Source organism: Amycolatopsis sp. YIM 10, from assembly GCF_009429145.1.
In the GTDB taxonomy this organism is placed as follows: domain Bacteria; phylum Actinomycetota; class Actinomycetes; order Mycobacteriales; family Pseudonocardiaceae; genus Amycolatopsis.
In genome coordinates this window covers 7,437,944-7,455,749 of the sequence record NZ_CP045480.1, presented here as the reverse complement: position 1 = coordinate 7,455,749, position 17,806 = coordinate 7,437,944, and the positions used below count along the sequence as shown (strand labels likewise).

General features: G+C 70.5%; 19 protein-coding genes. 12 read left to right on the top strand and 7 right to left on the bottom strand.

Going from position 1 to position 17,806, the window contains the following annotated elements; translation table 11 throughout:
* Position 1: 1 nt before the first annotated feature.
* Positions 2-748: a fibronectin type III domain-containing protein gene (locus YIM_RS35130; protein ID WP_228004220.1), complete on the top strand. Its 747-nt coding sequence runs from the start codon at positions 2-4 to the stop codon at positions 746-748.
* An 83-nt stretch (positions 749-831) separates the two neighbouring features.
* The gene (locus YIM_RS35125) at positions 832-4,092 is read left to right on the top strand and encodes a GH92 family glycosyl hydrolase (protein WP_228004219.1); all 3,261 of its coding nucleotides are present in this window, start codon (positions 832-834) and stop codon (positions 4,090-4,092) included.
* Here the strand turns inward: YIM_RS35125 and recQ are convergent.
* Both recQ and YIM_RS35115 read right to left on the bottom strand, forming a co-directional pair.
* Positions 4,079-5,908, bottom strand: a complete 1,830-nt coding sequence (gene recQ, locus YIM_RS35120; RefSeq protein WP_153034400.1) for a DNA helicase RecQ — start codon at positions 5,906-5,908, stop codon at positions 4,079-4,081. The two genes, YIM_RS35125 and recQ, sit on opposite strands and share 14 nt — an antisense overlap.
* Before the next feature lie 91 nt (positions 5,909-5,999).
* Positions 6,000-7,022, bottom strand: a complete 1,023-nt coding sequence (locus YIM_RS35115) for an acyl-CoA desaturase (protein WP_228004218.1) — start codon at positions 7,020-7,022, stop codon at positions 6,000-6,002.
* Positions 7,023-7,234: 212 nt separating this feature from the next.
* On the opposite strand from YIM_RS35115, the gene YIM_RS35110 reads away from it, so the two are divergent.
* The 3 genes from YIM_RS35110 to YIM_RS35100 all read left to right on the top strand — a co-directional run bounded on the left by YIM_RS35110 (position 7,235) and on the right by YIM_RS35100 (position 9,050).
* The gene (locus YIM_RS35110) at positions 7,235-7,399 is read left to right on the top strand and encodes a hypothetical protein (RefSeq protein WP_153034399.1); all 165 of its coding nucleotides are present in this window, start codon (positions 7,235-7,237) and stop codon (positions 7,397-7,399) included.
* A 114-nt stretch (positions 7,400-7,513) separates the two neighbouring features.
* Complete coding sequence (locus YIM_RS35105; protein ID WP_153034398.1) at positions 7,514-8,698, top strand: alginate lyase family protein; 1,185 nt, start codon at positions 7,514-7,516, stop codon at positions 8,696-8,698.
* A 202-nt stretch (positions 8,699-8,900) separates the two neighbouring features.
* On the top strand, positions 8,901-9,050 hold the full coding sequence (locus YIM_RS35100) for a hypothetical protein (protein ID WP_153034397.1): 150 nt from the start codon (positions 8,901-8,903) through the stop codon (positions 9,048-9,050).
* A gap of 42 nt (positions 9,051-9,092) precedes the next feature.
* Here the strand turns inward: YIM_RS35100 and YIM_RS35095 are convergent, their stop codons facing one another.
* Positions 9,093-9,827 (bottom strand): SDR family oxidoreductase, encoded by a 735-nt coding sequence (locus tag YIM_RS35095; RefSeq protein ID WP_153034396.1) that lies wholly within the window; start codon positions 9,825-9,827, stop codon positions 9,093-9,095.
* A 124-nt stretch (positions 9,828-9,951) separates the two neighbouring features.
* On the opposite strand from YIM_RS35095, the gene YIM_RS35090 reads away from it, so the two are divergent.
* The 7 genes from YIM_RS35090 to YIM_RS35070 all read left to right on the top strand — a co-directional run bounded on the left by YIM_RS35090 (position 9,952) and on the right by YIM_RS35070 (position 16,227).
* Positions 9,952-11,040, top strand: a complete 1,089-nt coding sequence (locus tag YIM_RS35090) for an ATP-NAD kinase family protein (protein WP_228004217.1) — start codon at positions 9,952-9,954, stop codon at positions 11,038-11,040.
* Entirely contained in the window at positions 11,000-11,995 is a 996-nt protein-coding gene (locus YIM_RS35085; RefSeq protein ID WP_153034395.1) for a thiamine pyrophosphate-dependent dehydrogenase E1 component subunit alpha, read from the top strand. The genes YIM_RS35090 and YIM_RS35085 overlap by 41 nt, the downstream gene beginning before the upstream one ends.
* A gap of 13 nt (positions 11,996-12,008) precedes the next feature.
* The gene (locus tag YIM_RS35080) at positions 12,009-13,022 is read left to right on the top strand and encodes an alpha-ketoacid dehydrogenase subunit beta (RefSeq protein ID WP_153034394.1); all 1,014 of its coding nucleotides are present in this window, start codon (positions 12,009-12,011) and stop codon (positions 13,020-13,022) included.
* Positions 13,010-14,128 (top strand): acetoin dehydrogenase dihydrolipoyllysine-residue acetyltransferase subunit, encoded by a 1,119-nt coding sequence (locus tag YIM_RS35075; protein ID WP_228004216.1) that lies wholly within the window; start codon positions 13,010-13,012, stop codon positions 14,126-14,128. The genes YIM_RS35080 and YIM_RS35075 overlap by 13 nt, the downstream gene beginning before the upstream one ends.
* A 2-nt stretch (positions 14,129-14,130) precedes the next feature.
* Positions 14,131-14,478: an alcohol dehydrogenase catalytic domain-containing protein gene (locus tag YIM_RS49430; protein ID WP_228004215.1), complete on the top strand. Its 348-nt coding sequence runs from the start codon at positions 14,131-14,133 to the stop codon at positions 14,476-14,478.
* An 85-nt stretch (positions 14,479-14,563) separates the two neighbouring features.
* Complete coding sequence (locus tag YIM_RS49425) at positions 14,564-14,710, top strand: hypothetical protein (RefSeq protein ID WP_228004214.1); 147 nt, start codon at positions 14,564-14,566, stop codon at positions 14,708-14,710.
* Positions 14,711-14,715: 5 nt separating this feature from the next.
* Positions 14,716-16,227: a GAF domain-containing protein gene (locus YIM_RS35070; RefSeq protein ID WP_370469036.1), complete on the top strand. Its 1,512-nt coding sequence runs from the start codon at positions 14,716-14,718 to the stop codon at positions 16,225-16,227.
* Here the strand turns inward: YIM_RS35070 and YIM_RS48725 are convergent.
* The 4 genes from YIM_RS48725 to YIM_RS35060 form a co-directional block, all read right to left on the bottom strand.
* Positions 16,224-16,382: a DUF6307 family protein gene (locus YIM_RS48725; protein ID WP_194239856.1), complete on the bottom strand. Its 159-nt coding sequence runs from the start codon at positions 16,380-16,382 to the stop codon at positions 16,224-16,226. The genes YIM_RS35070 and YIM_RS48725 overlap by 4 nt on opposite strands.
* A gap of 8 nt (positions 16,383-16,390) precedes the next feature.
* The gene (locus tag YIM_RS48720) at positions 16,391-16,555 is read right to left on the bottom strand and encodes an RGCVC family protein (RefSeq protein WP_228005054.1); all 165 of its coding nucleotides are present in this window, start codon (positions 16,553-16,555) and stop codon (positions 16,391-16,393) included.
* A 113-nt stretch (positions 16,556-16,668) separates the two neighbouring features.
* The gene (locus tag YIM_RS35065) at positions 16,669-17,055 is read right to left on the bottom strand and encodes a GntR family transcriptional regulator (RefSeq protein WP_153034393.1); all 387 of its coding nucleotides are present in this window, start codon (positions 17,053-17,055) and stop codon (positions 16,669-16,671) included.
* Positions 17,055-17,768: a hypothetical protein gene (locus tag YIM_RS35060; RefSeq protein ID WP_153034392.1), complete on the bottom strand. Its 714-nt coding sequence runs from the start codon at positions 17,766-17,768 to the stop codon at positions 17,055-17,057. The genes YIM_RS35065 and YIM_RS35060 overlap by 1 nt, the downstream gene beginning before the upstream one ends.
* Between the last annotated feature and the right edge of the window lie 38 nt (positions 17,769-17,806).

Here is a 17,806-nt window from a genome sequence, read left to right as displayed (position 1 = left end):
GTTGACCGACGCCGCCCTGGCTTTCGAGCCGGGGCGGCCCGTCCCGCTCGAGGTCGTCCCCATGCGCAAAACCCTGTTCCTGCTGTCCGCGTTGCTGCTCGCGGGCTGTTCCGCCGAAGCGCCGGAGCCCGGTCTGCGTGCCACGCTGATCGGCTCCGACGACGTGGTGCTCGACTGGCCGCCCGCCGAACCCGGCGTGGCGGGCCGGGTGCTGGAATTCGCCACCGAAGCCGGTGGGGAATACACCGTGCTGCAGTTCATGCCACCCGGCCAGACGCAGTACACGCACCCGGATCTCATTCCGCACACGCATTTCCACTACCGCCTCCGCCCTTTTGCCGGACCGGTTTCAACCACGGCTGAAATAGTGCTCCCACCGGGTGAATTCGACGAAGCGGCGCAGGCGCTGAACCACGATTGGGCGGTGCCACTGGTCACCGCGGGTGATCCGGCGAACCAGCACCCGGTGGGATCGGCCGAAGCCGCGCCCACCGAATTCCGGGCCATCGTCGAGCACGCCAACGGAATCCGGTTCACCTGGACCGACAACGCCACCGACGAGGCGGGTTACCTGCTGGAACTGCGGACCACCGGCGAGTACCGGGTGGCCGCGGTGTTCGAGCCGGACGTCACCTCGGCCGGGCTGATCACCCTGCCGGAGGAGAAGGCGGCGACCTATCGCGTGCGGGCGTTCGGTTACGGACCGCCGTCCACAGTGGCCGATGTCCGGACCGGACAGGAAGATTGACAGCCGTTCCGCGGCCGTGATTGGTTCTGACAACGACGCTGACAACGATGTCAGGCGGTATCGGCACACAGAAGAGGTCTGCCATGTCCCGACGGATCGCGTCCGCCGCCCTCGCCGGAGCACTGGTCGCGGGCACCTTGCTGGGCACCGGGACGGCCACCGCGCAGGAGGATCCGGTCTCGCTGGTCAACCCGTTCATCGGCACGCAGAACTTCGGCAACACCTTTCCCGGCGCGAGCGCGCCGTTCGGCATGGTGCAGCTCAGCCCGGACACCGGCGGCCAGGGCGGGTACGACTACCAGCAGGACTCGATCCACGGCTTCAGCCAGACCCATCTCTCCGGCGTGGGCTGCGGGGTGGCCGGTGAGCTGCCGATCATGCCGACCACCGGCGCGGTCGGCTCGGTGAACCCGGACGAGTACCGCTCGAAGTACTCGCACGACAACGAGGAAGCCGAACCCGGCTACTACCGGGTCGGCCTGTCCACCTACGGCGTCGACGCCGAGCTGACCGCGACCGAGCGCACCGGCTGGCAGCGCCACGCCTTCCCGGCCACCGGCGAGGCGAACCTGCTGTTCAACACCGGCAAGGCCAACCAGACCGTGCACGACTCCGAGGTGCACGTGGTCGGCGACCGCACGGTCGAGGGCCGGATCCGCGCGGGCGGCTTCTGCGCCGGGCGCGACGACCACACCGTCTACTTCACCGCCAGCTTCGACCGGCCGTTCAGCTCGTTCGGCACCTGGCGCGAGTCGGCGAAGAGCCCGGGCTCGCGCGACGCCGCGGGCACCGGTGGCAACGGCGCCTGGCTCACCTTCGACGCCACCGAAGACCGCGACGTCGTGGTCAAGGTCGGGCTGTCCTACACCGGTGTGGAGGGCGCGCGGAAGAACCTGGCGGCCGAGACCGGCGACTCCTACGACTTCGACGCCACCAGGGCGAAGCTGCGCGACACCTGGGCCACGCAGCTCGGCTCGATCAAGATCGACGGCGGCTCGCCCGAGCGGCGGACCGCCTTCTACACCTCGCTCTACCACTCGTTGCTGCACCCGAACCTGGCCAGTGACGTGGACGGCCGCTACGCCGGCTTCGACCGGCAGGTGCACACCGCGAACGGCTACACCCCGTACCAGAACTTCTCGTTGTGGGACACCTACCGGCCGCAGAACCAGCTGCTGGAACTGCTGCGCCCGCAGGTCGCCAGGGACGTGGCGCTGTCGGTGGTGGCGGCGGGCCGTGACGGTGGCTGGCTGCCGCGCTGGGCGCTGGCCAACAGCGAAACCAACATCATGACCGGCGACCCGGTCACCCCGTTCCTGGTCGAAGCCTGGTCGAAGGGGCTGCTGGCCGGGCACGAGGCGGAGACGTACGCGCTGCTCAAGCAGAACGCGACCAGCCTGCCGCCCGCCGATTCGGCCTACAACGGCCGGTCCGGGCAGGAGTACTACGCCGAACGCGGGTACCTCCCGTCCGGCCTGGAGCTGGGCGTGGACTGCGCGCACAAGGGCGGTGACAACGACTGCAAGCACCCGGCGTCGGCGACGATGGAGTACGCGACGGCCGACGCCTCGCTGGCGCTGATGGCCGGGGCGCTCGGGCACCACGAGGACGCGGCGATGTTCGCCGATCGCGGCCAGTGGTTCCGGAACCTGTGGGACCCGTCCATCCGGCAGTTCCGCCCGCGCACCGAGGACGGCACGTTCCTCTCGCCGTACAACCCGGTCGACGCCGGGCACCAGTTCCACGAGGGCGGCGCCTACCAGTACCAGTGGCTGGCCCCGCAGGACCCGAACGGCCTGGTCGCGCTGATGGGCGGCAGGCAGGAGACGGAGAAGCGGCTCGACGAGTTCTTCGCCTACGACAAGCTGCTCACCGACCCGGCCGGGACCGCGCGCGAGGACTGGATCACCGAGCCGTACGACTACTACGGCAAGCCGACCTACAACCCGAACAACGAGCCGGACCTGCTCGCGCCCTACGTCTACGCCTCGGCCGGGGCGCCGGCGAAAACGGCGACCGTGGTGCGCGCGGCGTACACGCTGTTCACCGCCGGGCCGGACGGCATGACCGGCAACGACGACCTCGGCACGATGTCGGCCTGGTACGTGTTCTCCTCGCTCGGGCTGTACCCGACGATGAGCGGCGCGAACTTCCTCGCCGTGTCCAGCCCGCAGTTCGAGTCCGCGGTGGTCCACATCGGACAATACGCGGACCGGCAGGGCGGCACGCTGAGGGTGACCGCGCCAGGGGTGAGCGACACGAACCGGTACGTGCAAAGCCTTTCGCTCGACGGCGCGCCGGTGGACAAGGCGTGGCTCGGCTGGGACGCGCTCGCCCGCGGCGGCGAGCTGGCGCACGTCGTCGGCGACCAGCCGTCGGCCTGGGCCACCGCGCCGGGTGCGGAACCGCCGTCGGTGAACAAGGCGCGCCCGGACCAGCGCACGCACCTGGCCGCGTCACTGCGGCAGTCCACTGTGGTCACGCCGGTGGGGGACGGGCCGCAGCAGGCCGCGCTGGCGCTGGACGTGCTCGGGCAGGCGCCGGGCGCGCTGCCGGTGACCGTGCGGACCACGGCACCGGACGGCTGGACCGCCACCGCCTCGCCGCCCTCACCGTTCGTGCTGCGGTCGGGGCGGATTCCCACGCAGCAAACGGTTTCGCTGTCGCTGACCGTGCCCGCCGGGACCCCGGCGGGGGAGTACCCGGTGGCCATCGAGGTCTCCGCTGGTGGCGGGACCGAACCGGTCACCCGCACGGCCACGGTGGCGCTGCGGCCGGGCACCACGTGCGCGAGCGTGGCGGACGGGCAGTGCGCGGTGGACCTGTCGAAGGAGGCCGACCACGATGGCACGGCCACGGTCGCGGCCTCTGCCGAGGGCGACTTCGACGGCTCGGGATGGAGCTACGACGCCGCGTTGCTGCCCGCGGCCGGTCCGGTCGACTGGGCCGGAACCCGTTACGCCGCACCGGATCCGACGGGCACAGCGCCGAACTTCGTGGAGGCGCGGGGGCAGGGCGTGTTGCTGCCGGCCGGGAAGCACGAGGCGTTGCGGCTGGTTTCCGCCTCGCACAACGGCCCGGTGACCATCGCGGTCAACGTGCAGTACACCGACGGCACCGGGGCCGAACTGCCGGTGGCCGTCGGGGACTGGGCCGGTTCGGCGCCCGAAGGCACCACGGTCGCGCTGGAGCTGCCGCACCGGATCAAGGCGGGCCAGGGCGTCGACGGGCCACCGGTGCGCTTGTTCGCCCAGTCCCTGCCGCTGGATCCGGCGAAGACCGTGCGTTCGGTGACCCTGCCCGACGACCCCCGGGTGGAGCTCTACGCGATCACGCTTCGCTGAGCGCGTCGAGGATCTGCTGGCCGTACTTGGCCAGCTTGTTCTCGCCGACGCCGTTCACCTGGCCCAGCTGCTCCAGCGTGGTCGGCATGGAGATGGCGATCTCCTGCAGCGTCTTGTCGTGGAAGATGACGTAGGCGGGCATGCCCTGTTCCTTCGCGGTGGCCGCGCGCCAGGACCGCAGCAGCTCGAACACCGGCTTGGCCTCGGCGGGCAGATCCGCCTGCTCACGCTTGGCTTTGGCCACCTTCGCGGCTTTTGCCACGCGCTCCGGCTCGCGGCGCAGGCGCACCTCGCGGCGGCGGCCCAGCACCTCGCCGCTCTCCTCGGTGAGCACCAGCGTGCCGTAGTCGCCTTCGACCGCGAGCAGGCGCTGCGCCAGGAGCTGCCGCACCACCCCGCGCCACTCGGCCTCGGACAGCTCGGTGCCGATGCCGAACACGGTCAGCGAGTCGTGGTCGTGCTGGATCACCTTCGCGGTCTTGCGGCCGAGCAGGATGTCGATCAGCTGACCGGCGCCGAACTTCTGCCGCCGCTCGGTCTGCAGCCGGTACACCGTGGACAGCAGCTTCTGCGCGGGCACCGTGCCGTCCCAGGATTCCGGCGGGGTGAGGCAGGTGTCGCAGTTGCCGCAGGGATCGCTCTTCTGGCCGAAGTAGGCCAGCAGCTGCACGCGGCGGCACTCGACGGTTTCGCACAGCGCCAGCATCGCGTCGAGGTGCGTGCCGAGGCGGCGGCGGTGCGCGTCGTCGCCCTCGGAGGTGTCGATCATCTTGCGCTGCTGGACCACGTCCTGCAGGCCGTAGGCCAGCCAGGCGGTCGAGGGAAGGCCGTCCCGGCCGGCGCGCCCGGTCTCCTGGTAGTAACCCTCGACGGACTTCGGCAGGTCGAGATGGGCGACGAAGCGCACGTCCGGCTTGTCGATGCCCATGCCGAAGGCGATCGTGGCGACCACGATCAGGCCCTCCTCGCGCAGGAAGCGCGACTGGTTCTCGGCGCGGGTGCGCGCGTCCAGCCCGGCGTGGTAGGGCACTGCCCGGAAACCGTTGGCGGACAGGAACTCCGCCGTCTTCTCCACCGAGTTGCGGGACAGGCAGTAGACGATGCCCGCCTCACCGGCGTGCTCGGTGCGCAGCAGCTCCAGCAGCTGGCGCTTCGGCTCGTTCTTCGGCGCGATGCGGTACTGGATGTTCGGCCGGTCGAAGCTGGCCACGAAGTGCCGGGCCTCGCCGAGGTTCAGCCGGGTGGCGATCTCGTGGTGGGTGGCCTCGGTGGCGGTGGCGGTCAGCGCGATGCGGGGCACGTCGGGCCAGCGCTCGTGCAGCTGGGAGAGGTTGAGGTAGTCGGGGCGGAAGTCGTGGCCCCACTGGGCGACGCAGTGCGCCTCGTCGATGGCGAACAGCGAGATCCTGCCGCGGTTGAGCAGGTTGACCGTGGACTCGACCTTCAGCCGCTCCGGGGCGAGATAGAGCAGGTCCAGCTCACCGGCGACGAACTCGGCCTCGACCAGCCTGCGTTCCTCGAAGTCCTGGGTGGAGTTGAGGAAACCGGCGCGCACGCCCAGCGCGCGCAGCGCGTCGACCTGGTCCTGCATCAGCGCGATCAACGGCGAGATGACCACGCCGACACCGTCGCGGACCAGCGCCGGGATCTGGTAGCACAGCGACTTGCCGCCGCCGGTCGGCATCAGCACCAGCGCGTCACCGCCGCCGACGACCTGCTCGATGATTTCCTGCTGCTGCCCGCGGAACGAGTCGTAGCCGAAGACCCGCCGCAGTACCTCGGCCGGTTCGCTCACGGAAAGTCCGGATGCGGTCATGGGGGCGATCCTAGGGGTGCGGTGGGCGGCTGACCCCCACTGCCTACCACCCCGCCCCGTCAAAACCGCGGCAGGTGCGCCGCCGCGCCGCTCAGGCGCGCGCGGCACGCAGCGGGGCGCCCACCTCGTGCAGGTGCTCCAGCACGTACCGGTAGGACCGCAGCAGCGTGGTCTCGGCGTAGGGAATGCCCTTGTCCAGGCAGAACTGCCGCACGATCGGCTGCGCGTGGCGCAGGTTCGGCCGCGGCATGTGCGGGAACAGGTGGTGCTCGATCTGGTAGTTCAGCCCGCCCAGCGCCAGGTCCACCCAGAACCCGCCGCGCACGTTGCGCGAGGTGAGCACCTGCTTGCGCAGGAAGTCCTTCGAGTCCTCTTCGGTCGGGCTCGGCATGCCCTTGTGGTTCGGCGCGAACGAGCAGCCCATGTAGACGCCCCACAGGCCCTGGTGCACCACCACGAACACCACCGCGATGCCCGGCGAGAGCACCAGGAACACCGCGCCGAGGTAGAGCACGAAGTGCAGGGCGAGCAGCGCGCCGTCGATCTTGCGCGACTTGACCTCGCCCTTCCAGATCGCGCGCACGCTGGACGCGTGCAGGTTGAGGCCTTCGAGCAGCAGCAGCGGGAAGAACAGGTACGCCTGGTACTTGGCCATCCACCTGGTGAAACCGGTCTTCAGTCGCGCCTGGCCCTCGGTGAAGGCGAGTGCGTCTATGTTCACGTCGGGGTCGTCGTGCTCGTGGTTCGGGTTCGCGTGGTGCTGGTTGTGCCCCTTGTTCCACCAGCCGTAGCTCATCCCGATCAGCCCGCCGTGCAGGCGGCCGATGGCGTTGTTCGGCTTGCCCTTCTGGAAGATCTGCTTGTGCCCGGCGTCGTGGCCGATGAACGCCAGCTGAGCGAACACCAGCGCCAGGAAGGCGGCTACGAACAGTTGCCACCAGGAGTCGCCGATGTGCGCGAAGGCCACCCAGGCGCCGGCCATGGCCAGCAGGGTGAGGCCCATTTTGACCAGGTAGTAGCCCCGGCGCCGCTCGAGCAGGCCCGCGTTGCGGACCAGTTTCGACAACGCGGCGTAGTCGCCGAGGGTGTGCTGAGTATCGAGTGAGGTCGGCATGGCCGGCGCTCCCAATGCTTGTTGCTCTCGCAGGTGCCGAAGACGAAACCGGTTCGGCCACCGGGATACGACAAGTCCTCAACGATCACGACTCTACCTGGCACGGGTTACCGGCAGATGGTCGCCGGGTGGAACTCTTTGCCGGAAATTCGCTTGTCGGGGACCGAATCCCTGGTCACAGTGGTGATCAGGGGAAACGAGGAGGGTGTGTCGTGCGCGAATACGAGTTCGTCCGGATGGGCGGCGAGAGCACGTTCGCCGCGCTGGTCGTGCCCGACGGTGACCGGGCCGAGTCGGCCGTGGTGGTCTACCGGCGTGGCGTGCGGGTCTGCGAGTTCGAAGTACCTGGTGAGGACAGTGGTGAGCTGGCCTCCTGAGCGCACCTGATCGGCCTATTGACCAGGCGTGGTCTAGACCACGAAGGTGAGCGGACGGGTCTCCGCTCTCTCCCCGCCGCCGGAGCGAGGCACTGATTCCTCCGGAGGAGAACCATGCCCGTCCGCTGGCGGCCCCTGTCCGCGCTCTTGTCCCTGCTGACCGCGTTCGCGCTGGTCAGCGTGCCGCAGGCGGCTTCGGCCGCCCCACCGTCGTTCACCCATCCCGGCGTGTTCCTCAACCGCGCGCAGCTCGACTTCGTCCGGGACCGGGTCAACTCCGGCGCCCAGCCGCAGGCCGCGGCGTACGCCCAGATGACGGCCAGCCCGCTGGCCTCGCTGAACCGCCAGCCCAAGCCGCGCGCGGTGGTCGAGTGCGGGCCGTACAGCAATCCGAACCTCGGCTGCACCGACGAGCGCCAGGACGCCATCGCCGCCTACACCAACGCGCTGAACTGGTACATCACCCGCGACAGCCGGTACGCGAACAAGGCGATCTCGATCATGGACGCCTGGTCGGCGGTGCTCAAGGACCACACCAACAGCAACGCACCACTGCAAACCGCGTGGTCGGGCACCTCGTGGGCGAAGGCGGCGGAGATCATCCGGCACACCGGCGCGGGCTGGCCGCGGGCCGGGATCGACCGGTTCGCCACCATGCTGCGCCAGGTCTACCTGCCGGAGATCATCAACGGCCGGGCGAACACCAACGGCAACTGGGAACTGACCATGATGGAGGCCTCCCTCGGCATCGCGGTGTTCCTGGAGGACAAGGCCGCCTACGACAAGGCGGTGGGCATCTTCCGCACGCGGGTGCCCGCGTTCATCTACCTGCCGTCGGACGGCGCGCTGCCGAAGACCCCGCCGGGCAGCGGGATCGACACCCGTGACGAGATCATCGGCTACTGGCACGGGCAGCAGAGCTTCGTGGCCGGGCTGGCCCAGGAGACCTGCCGCGACTTCACCCACACCGGGTACGGCGTCGCCTCCATCGCCAGCTTCGCCGAAACCGCCCGCCACCAGGGGCAGAACCTGTACCCGGAGATCCAGGACCGGCTGCGGCACACGCTCGGCTTCCACGCGAAGTACGAACTGGGCGAGCCGGTGCCGTCGTCGATCTGCGGTGGCAGCGTCAAGCGGGGCCTCGGGCCGGTGCCGGAGGTGGCCTTCACGGCGTTGAACACGCGCCTTGGCATCCCGATGTCGAACACGCAGAAGCTCGTCGAGCAGCAGCGCCCGGCGGGTACGAACAGCCTTTTTGTCGCCTGGCAGACCCTCACCCACGCCGGGAACCCGAACTAGGGGGTGCCGCCCCCGGGGAACTCGCCGGATAAATGAGTTGGCGGGTTCCCCGGGGCTTGCTAACTTGGTCGGGTGATCTGATCAGCAACTCCGCCGCGCCGCCGTTCCCGTGCCGCGCGTGCCTCACTTCCTCGGTAGCCCTCGCGGCTCGTCTTTCCCGGCCATCGTGCCGTGTGTTCCACCAAGGCGAGGAGGTTTCCTCATGCGTGCCAGTCAATTCAGCGAAGTCACCCCGGCGCCGGCGAACCGGCGCGAGCGCCGCGCCGCGCGGTCCGGGGGCAAGATCCCCGACCGCGGCAGGTCCACCCCTGTCGTGCTGCCGCGCCAGTACGCCGTCCGCCGCCGCGGGTGACACCATGCCGTGGCGGGCTCAGGCGAGCCCGCCACGGCTTTACTACCTGGTCGCCGCCGGGCGCACCAGAATCTCGTTGACGTCCACTTCGGACGGTTGCGTCACGGCGAAGGCGATCGCCTCGGCCACCGCCGTCGCGGGCAGCGCGATCTTGCGGTATTCGACCATGCCCGCCGCCGCTTCCGGATCGGTGATGCTGTCGGCCAGTTCGGATTCGGTGACCCCCGGCGAGATCACGCTCACCCGCACGTCCCCACCCGATTCCTGGCGCAGGCCTTCGGAAATCGCGCGCACGGCGTACTTCGTCGCGCAGTAGACCGCCGCCGTCGGCACCACCTCGTGCGCGCCGGTCGAGGCCACGTTCACGAACTGTCCGTGCCCCTGCTCCCGCATCACCGGCAGTGCGGCGGCGATGCCGTGCAGCACACCGCGGATGTTCACATCGATCATCCGGTCCCACTCCTCGACCAGTCCGGCGTCCAAACTGGACAGCGGCATCACGCCGGCGTTGTTGACCACCACGTCCACCCGGCCGTACCGCTCCCGCGCGAACTCGACGAACGCGCGGAAGTCCGCCAGGTCGGTCACGTCCAGCTCCCGGTACTCCGCCGAACCACCGGCGTCCCGGATCGTCCCGGCCAGTTCCGCCAGCCGGCCGGCCCGGCGCGCGCCGAGCACCACCCGGTGCCCGGCGGCCGCCAGCCGCAACGCGGCCGCGTGGCCGATGCCACTGCTCGCTCCGGTGATCAGCACGATCTTCTCGGTTGCTTCGCTCATGCCACCGAGTCTGCGATCGCCCGCGTGAACGCGGCAGGACGCGGTTTTCCCGGGTGTGCGACACCCACGTTGCAACCCCCTGCAACTCTTCCGGCACCGGCCGCCACCGGGGTCTGATGACGGCGTGACGGTGCAGCCAGAGCCGACGATCGGGATCGTCGCGAACCCCGCGTCCGGGCGGGACATCCGCCGCCTGGTCGCGCAGGCCTCGGTGTTCCCGACCGCGGAGAAGGCGAACATGGTGCGCCGCCTGCTCGCCGCCTTCGCCACCACCGGGGTGCGCCGGACCCTGCTCTCCACCGATCTCGGCGGCATCTCCGCCGCGGTGCTGCGTGCGGCCCGCACCCGCCGTCCCGGCAAGGACGCGCCGTGGCCGCGGATCGAGTTCTGCGAGGACGACCCGCTCACCGGCGACGCCCGCGACACCACCAACGCCGTGCACCGGATGATCGAGGCCGGTGCCCGCGTGATCGTCTGCCTCGGCGGGGACGGCACCGCCAGGGTGGCCGCCGCGGCCTGCGGTGACACCGCGCTGCTCGCCCTGTCCACCGGCACCAACAACACCTTCCCGGAACTGCGTGAGGCCACCGTGGCGGGACTGGCCGCCGGGCTGGTCGCCACGGGTGCGGTCGACGAAAGCGTGACCGTGCACCGGGCCAAGGCCCTCGAAGTGCGAGCGGGCGAACGCACCGAACTGGCGCTGGTCGACGTCTGCGCCTCGCTGTCGGCGCACGTCGGCTCGCGCGCGCTCTGGAATCCGGCCGAGCTGACCGAACTGTTCTGCACCTTCGCCGAGCCCGACGGCATCGGGCTCTCCAGCGTTCCCGGGCTGCTCTGCCCGGTTCCGCGCCAGGCACCGGAGGGGGTCGCCCTGCGGCTCGGCCCGGTCGACCAGGCGCGCTTTGTCGTCGAGGCCCCGATCGCGCCGGGGCTGGTGGTCCCGGTCGGCGTGCGCGACTGGCGTCCGCTGCGGCCGGGGGACACCGCCGAGATCGTGCTGCCCGGCGGGGTGATCGCGGTCGACGGCGAACGGGAGATCGAAGTCGGCGCGGAACCGGTGCGGGTGCGCCTGCGGCCGGGCCCGCGCCGCGTGGACGTGCCCGCGGTGCTCGCCGAGGCGGCTGCCCTCGGCCTGCTCGTCCGGCGGAACCATCGAGAAGGGAGCGTCAACGATGACGGACACCTTGCCCACACAGGTGACCGGTGGTCTTGATCAGAACCGGTTGCTCGACGCGTATCGCATGATGCGCACCATCCGCGAGTTCGAGGAGCGGGTGCACGACGAGTTCGCCACCGGGGAGATCCCCGGCTTCGTGCACCTCTACGCCGGTGAGGAGGCTTCGGCCACCGGGGTGTGCATGCACCTCGACGAGCGCGACTCGATCGCCAGCACGCACCGCGGGCACGGGCACTGCATCGCCAAGGGCGTGGACGTACCGGCCATGATGGCCGAGATCTACGGCCGCAAAACCGGTTCGTGCCACGGCAAGGGCGGTTCGATGCACATCGCCGACCTGGCCAAGGGCATGCTCGGCGCGAACGGCATCGTCGGCGGCGGGCCACCGCTGATCTGCGGTACCGCGCTGGCCGCCAAGCACAAGCGCACCGGTGGTGTCGGCGTGGCCTTCTTCGGCGACGGCGCCAGCAACCAGGGCACCACGCTCGAAGCGCTGAACCTGGCGTCGGTGTGGAACCTCCCGGCGATCTTCGTGGCGGAGAACAACGGGTACGCCGAAGCGACCGCGAGCGCCTGGTCGGTGGCCGCGGACAACATCGCCGACCGCGCGGCCGGGTTCGGCATGCCCGGCGTGATCGTCGACGGCTTCGACTTCTTCGCCGTGTACGAGGCGGCGGGCGAGGCCATCGAACGCGCCCGCGACGGCGGCGGCCCGACCCTGATCGAGGTCAAGTTCACCCGCTACTTCGGCCACTTCGAAGGCGACCAGCAGAGCTACCGCGCCGACGAAGTGGCCAAGGCACGCGAAACCCTGGACTGCCTCAAGCGGTTCCGCGGCCGGGTGGTGGAAACCGGGCAGCTGGGCGAAACCGCGCTCGACGAGGTCGACGCGGCGGTGGCCGCGCTGATCGACCGGTCGGTCACCGAAGCCAAGGCCGCGCCCAAACCGGACGCCGCCGATCTCGAAACCGACGTCTACGTCTCCTACTAGGAAGGGCAGGCTCATGGCACGCACGATCAGCTACCGCGAGGCGATCAACGAGGCCCTCGCCCAGGAAATGGAGCGCGACGAGTCGGTCATCGTGCTCGGCGAGGACAACGCCGGTGGCGCGGGCAGTCCCGGTGAGGACGACGCGTGGGGAGGCGTGCTGGGCGTCACCAAGGGGCTCTACCACCGCTTCCCCGGCCGGGTGCTGGACACGCCGATCTCCGAATCGGCCTTCGTCGGCGCGGCCGTCGGCGCCGCCACCGCCGGGCTGCGGCCGGTGGCGGAGCTGATGTTCATCGACTTCATGGGCGTCTGCTTCGACCAGATCTTCAACCAGGCGGCCAAGTTCCGCTACATGTTCGGCGGAAAGGCGGTCACCCCGGTGACCATCCGCACGATGTACGGGGCCGGACTGCGGGCCGCGGCACAGCACTCGCAGGTGCTCTACCCGCTGTTCACCCACATCCCCGGGCTGAAGGTGGTCGTGCCGTCCAGCCCGTACGAGGCGAAGGGCCTGCTGACCCAGTCGATCCGGGACGACGACCCGGTGATCTTCTGCGAGCACAAGGCGATGTACGACATGACCGGCGAAGTACCGGAGGACAGCTACGCGATTCCCTTCGGTGAAGCCAATGTGGTGCTCGACGGGGACGACGTGACGATCGTGGCGCTCGGGCGCATGGTGCCGATCGCGGTCGAGGCGGCCAGGGAACTGGCGAGTTCCGGGATCGAGGCCGAGATCATCGATCCGCGCACGACCAGCCCGCTCGACACCGAGACGATCCTGGAGAGCGTCGAGAACACCGGGCGGCTGGTGGTGGTCGACGAGGCCTCACCGCGCTGCAACCTGGGCACGGACATCTCCGCGCTGGTGGCCAGGGAGGCCTTCGGCGCGCTCAAGGGGCCGATCGAACTGGTCAGCCCGCCGCACACCCCGGTCCCGTTCGCCGACTCGCTGGAGGACCTCTACATCCCGGACGCGCAGAAGATCGTGAACGCGGCCAAGTCCGTCGTGGAATGGAAGCGCTGAGCATGGGGGAGATCAGCAAGGTCGTCATGCCGAAATGGGGCCTGTCCATGGCCAGCGGCAAGATCACCGAATGGATCGTGGCCGAAGGTGACGTGATCGGCGACGGGGACGACCTCGCCGAGATCGACACCGACAAGATCGCCGGGGTGCTCGAAGCCGGCGACGAGGGCGTGCTGCGCAAGGTGGTCGCCGAGGTGGGTGAGGACGTGCCGGTGGGCGGCACGATCGCGCTCATCGCACCGGCTTCGGTGCCGGACGAGGAGATCGAGGCCGCCGCCCGCCTGGCGCGGGAGGAACTCGATTCGGGCGCGGTGGAGGAGGCGGCGGGCCCGGAGACCGGCACGGTCGAGGTCGACGGCCGCACGCTGTCGTACGCCTCGCTCGGCGAAGGCGCCGATCAGGTGGTACTGGTGCACGGCTACGGCGGCGACAAGAACTCGTGGTTGTTCGTGCAGGAACCGCTGTCGGAGAACGCCGTGGTGCACGCACTGGACCTGCCGGGCCACGGTGAGTCCACAAAGGACGTCGGGGACGGCTCGGTGGACGTGCTCGCCGCCGCGGTGCTCGGTTTCCTACGGGAGAAGGGAATCGAACGCGCGCACCTGGTCGGGCACTCGCTCGGTGGCGCGGTGGTGACCGCGGCCGCGGCGAAGGAACCGGGGCGTGTCGCGTCGCTGACCCTGGTCGCGCCCGCCGGGTACGGCACCGAGATCAACACCGGCTACCTGCGTGGATTCGCCGCGGCGAAGTCGAGGCGTGAGCTGAAACCGCACCTCGGCGACCTGTTCGCCGATCCGGCGCAGGCCACCCGCCAGCTGGCCGACGACCTGATGAAGTACAAGCGTCTGGATGGCGTGGACGAGGCGCTGACCGCCCTGCTCGGCACCCTGCTGGACGGCGATTCGCCCGGTATCGACGCGCTGCCGTGGCTGTCCGGTTTGGACACGCGGGTCGAAGTGGTGTGGGGCGTGCGCGACGCCGTGCTGCCGGTGGCCAACGCGGCCGTGCTCGGCGACCGGGTCCGCCGGGTGGAGGACGCCGGGCACATGGTGCACCTGGAGAAGCCGGGTGCGGTGGTGGACGCGGTGAACGCGGCGAAAGGGTGAGCATGCGCGCGGTGGTCTACCGCGGCCGGGAAGCGGTCGCCGTCGAGGACGTGCCCGAGCCGGACTGCGGGCCGGAGCAGGTCAAGGTCCGGGTGGCGCACAACGGCATCTGCGGCACCGACCTGCACGAGTACTACGCCGGGCCGATCTTCGTGCCGACCGGAGCCGCGGTAAGCGGGCTGAGCGCGGGGGACCGGGTGGCGGTCGAGCCGGTCTACCGGTGTGACACCTGCCCGGCCTGCCTCGAAGGGCACTACAACATCTGCCGCGCGATCGGCTTCCACGGTCTGTCGTGCGACGGCGGCATGGCCGAGTACACCGTGGTGCCCACAAGCTGCCCGCCTCGGTGAACGACGAACTGGGCGCGCTGGTGGAGCCGATGTCGGTGGCCTATCACGCGGCCGTGCTCGGTGAGGTCGGGCCGGTTCCTCGGCGGTGGTGTTCGGTGCCGGGCCGATCGGCATCGGCGTCTGGTTCGCCCTGCGCGGGCTGGGCGTGGAGAAGATCACCGTGGTGGAGCCCTCGCCGGTGCGCCGGGCGGCGCTCGACTGCCTCGGGCATCGCAGGCAGCGCGTCCGTTGAGGGCGGTGGTGGGCTGGCGGAAGGGAGGCATCCGCGGGTCACTGTGCTACACCGCGCGTGACTACGAAGCGGTGATCGGCCTGATGGCGGCCGGGCACTACGACACCACGGGCTGGGTCGAGCACATCCCGCTGGACAAGGTGGTCGACGAGGGCTTCGCCGCACTGCACGCCGGGCTCAAGATGAAGGTGCTGGTGGATCCCGGCTTGAACCGGGGGCTTTCGTTCGAGGGGCACGAGAGCCACACTGACCGGGTGGTCGCCGGAAATCTCGAGGCAGCGCTACCGGCGGGGGCCGATCCCCGCCGGTACGCGCGCGTGCTCGCCCGCGTGCACGAGGCCGCGCTGACCGGTGCGGCCCTGCCGAGCCGCCCGCGGTCGGTGATCGGCGCTTCGTGGCAGCGGATGCGGCGCCTCGGGATCGATCCGGACCGCGGGGTGGAGCGCCCGCCGCTCGGCCCGGACCAGCTGGAGGCGCGGCGTCGTGAAAGCGGCCTGGCCGAGGCGCTGCCGACCCTGCGTGGCGGGTTGATCAGCCTGGCCGAGGAGGCCGCGCACATCATGGTGGTGGTCGACGCGGAGGGCCGGGTGCTCTGGCGTGACGGCAGCACCCAGGTCCGGCGGCGCGCCGACGGGCTCGGCTTCACCGAGGGCGTCGACTGGCACGAGGACGTGGTCGGCACGAACGCCATCGGGACGGCACTGGTCGCGCGGCGGCCGGTGCAGGTGTACTCGGCCGAGCACTACGTTCGCTCGCACCACGCGTGGACCTGCGCGGCGGCGCCGTTGCACGATCCACGGGACGGGCGGCTGCTCGGTGTCGTCGACCTGTCCGGACCGGCGGAAACCGTGCACGCGACCACGCTGGCCCTGGTGGACGCGGTCGCCAAGCTGGCCGAGACGCAGCTGCGCACCGCGCACCTCGGTGAGCTGGAGCGGTTGCGCGCGGTCGCCGTGCCGACGCTGGCGAAGATGGGTGGCCGGGCGGTGGTCATCGACGCGCACGGCTGGGTCGCCGCGGCGGCCGGGCTGGCGCCGGTCGACCGGGTGGCGCTGCCGTCGCGGTGCGCGGCCGGGCGGACCTGGCTGCCCGCGTACGGCGGGTGCGTGCTGGAGCCGCTGCCCGGCGGCTGGCTGGTGCGGCTGGTCGACGAGGAGCACCCGGCGCCGACGAAGGTGGTGCTCGACGTGTCGGGCGCGCGGCAGGCGGTGCTGACCGTGTCCGGCAGTGGCGGGACGTGGTCGCACAACCTGAGCCCGCGCCACGCCGAGATGCTCTACGTACTGGCGCGGCACCCGGCGGGCCGGTCGGCCGCGGAACTGGCCGCCGACCTCTTCGGCGACCCGGCGCGAACGGTCACCGTGCGCGCCGAAATGTCCCGGCTGCGACGGCACTTCGGCGGCATCCTGGCGCCACGGCCGTACCGCTTCGCCGAAGACATCGACCTGGTCGTGGTCCAGCCGGACGCCCCGGAACAGGTGTTGCCCTACTCCTCGGCGCCAGGCGTGCGGAACTAGCGGATCCGCTCCGGGGCCGAGTCGATCGCCTGCAGGATGTGCACGGCGAGCGCGGTGGCTTCCTTCTCCTTGAGCTTGGAGTTGGCCTGCACCGCCTCCCCGATCAGCTTGACGCGTTGTTCATAACGGGAGATGTACGGGGTTTCGACTGTCATTTCGGCTCCTAAGCCTTCATAAGGCGAGTTTCGCGGGAACAGATGCAACCGCGGTCGAATCCACCTGCGACGGTGGCGGTGCAGTAGCGGTCACCGAGCCGGTCGTGGGCTTCCAGTGGGTGCGAGCACGCCGGACAGGCGTTACTCGGCTGGCTTTCGACGGCTTCGGCCATGGGCAGGTTCATCCGGTGCTCCCGTCCCCGGCCAGGAGAACCGGCCGGACTGGGTGCCGGAGACGACGGGTGCTTGGACGCGCCACGTCGGGTTGCCTTCGACAGTGTCCAGCTTACGCGCTGCCGGATTCGAGTGCGGACCAGGCCGAGTGAACGGCGGCCAGCGCGGTTTCCCTGTCCACCCCCAGCTCCCGCGCGGTGCGCGCGTATTCGGCGGCGGCGGCGTGCAGGAGCGCGTCCCGGCCGGGCCGGTCGGCGGCTTCGGTGACCACGGTGCCCTTCGCGCGGGCGGTGTGCACCCAGCCGCCCGTCTCCAGTTCGCGGTAGACCCGCGCGATGGTGCCCGACGCGAGCGCGAGGTCCCTGGCGAGCTGGCGGATCGGCGGCAGGCGCGCGCCGGGGACCAGCGCGCCCGCGGTGATCAGCCGGACGATCTGGTCGTGCACCTGCCGCCACGGCGCGACGCCGCTGTCGGCGTCGACGACCACCTTCAACGTCATCAGGCCCGTACCGCCCGATCACCGCCGGCCAGGTTGATCCAGACGGTGACCGCGGCCAGCAGGAGCAACCAGGTGACCACCTCGGTGACGGGAGCGGCGAGCACCGCGGTGGTGGCGGCGCCGAGCCCGGTGGAGACCCGGACGCTCCTGGTGCGCAGGGCCCTGTCCACCGCACTGTCCCCTGTGGACGGACGGCGCACGGCGAGCAGGACGATCAGCCAGGTGAGCACCGCGACGGCGGCCACCACGCCGAGCAGCAGCCACGCGCGGCCGATGGCCAGCCACACCGCGGTGATCGCGACGATCGCGACGTAGGAAAGCAAGCCCCACAGGGGAATGAGGTCGAGTACGCCGCGAGGGTCCAGCGTGGCTTCCCGCTGCCGCGCCCTGGTCGGCCGTTGCGCGAGCACTTCGGCGATCAGCCCGCCGAACAGCAGGGTGACCAGCACCAGCAGCGGGCCGGCGTCCCGCAGTTTGTCGAGGCCGCTCGCGGTGGCCAGCGCGGGCAGCCCGAGGAACAGCCAGGGATACCAGAACCGGCGCCGCCGCAGGTAGCGCACGGCCTCACCGACGTCGGCCGGGCCCGGATCGCTGACACCCCACCGGCGCAGCACCCGCACGCCCTGCTTTTCGCCCGGCCACAGCGGGATCAGGATGAGCAGGCCGAACAGGCCCATGATCACCGCCACGCCGAGCACGTTGTCCCACTGCACGGTGGAACCTCCCGTCTTGTATCAACAACATGATACAA

Coding starts and splice junctions, on each gene's coding strand:
- recQ (WP_153034400.1), bottom strand. CDS start 5,908: ATGACCGCATCCGGACTTTCCGTGAGCGAACCGGCCGAGGTACTGCGG.
- YIM_RS35080 (WP_153034394.1), top strand. CDS start 12,009: ATGGCACGCACGATCAGCTACCGCGAGGCGATCAACGAGGCCCTCGCC.
- YIM_RS35100 (WP_153034397.1), top strand. CDS start 8,901: ATGCGTGCCAGTCAATTCAGCGAAGTCACCCCGGCGCCGGCGAACCGG.
- YIM_RS35065 (WP_153034393.1), bottom strand. CDS start 17,055: ATGACGTTGAAGGTGGTCGTCGACGCCGACAGCGGCGTCGCGCCGTGG.
- YIM_RS35105 (WP_153034398.1), top strand. CDS start 7,514: ATGCCCGTCCGCTGGCGGCCCCTGTCCGCGCTCTTGTCCCTGCTGACC.
- YIM_RS35115 (WP_228004218.1), bottom strand. CDS start 7,022: ATGCCGACCTCACTCGATACTCAGCACACCCTCGGCGACTACGCCGCG.
- YIM_RS35085 (WP_153034395.1), top strand. CDS start 11,000: ATGACGGACACCTTGCCCACACAGGTGACCGGTGGTCTTGATCAGAAC.
- YIM_RS48720 (WP_228005054.1), bottom strand. CDS start 16,555: ATGGCCGAAGCCGTCGAAAGCCAGCCGAGTAACGCCTGTCCGGCGTGC.
- YIM_RS35125 (WP_228004219.1), top strand. CDS start 832: ATGTCCCGACGGATCGCGTCCGCCGCCCTCGCCGGAGCACTGGTCGCG.
- YIM_RS49430 (WP_228004215.1), top strand. CDS start 14,131: ATGCGCGCGGTGGTCTACCGCGGCCGGGAAGCGGTCGCCGTCGAGGAC.
- YIM_RS48725 (WP_194239856.1), bottom strand. CDS start 16,382: ATGACAGTCGAAACCCCGTACATCTCCCGTTATGAACAACGCGTCAAG.
- YIM_RS35075 (WP_228004216.1), top strand. CDS start 13,010: ATGGAAGCGCTGAGCATGGGGGAGATCAGCAAGGTCGTCATGCCGAAA.
- YIM_RS35095 (WP_153034396.1), bottom strand. CDS start 9,827: ATGAGCGAAGCAACCGAGAAGATCGTGCTGATCACCGGAGCGAGCAGT.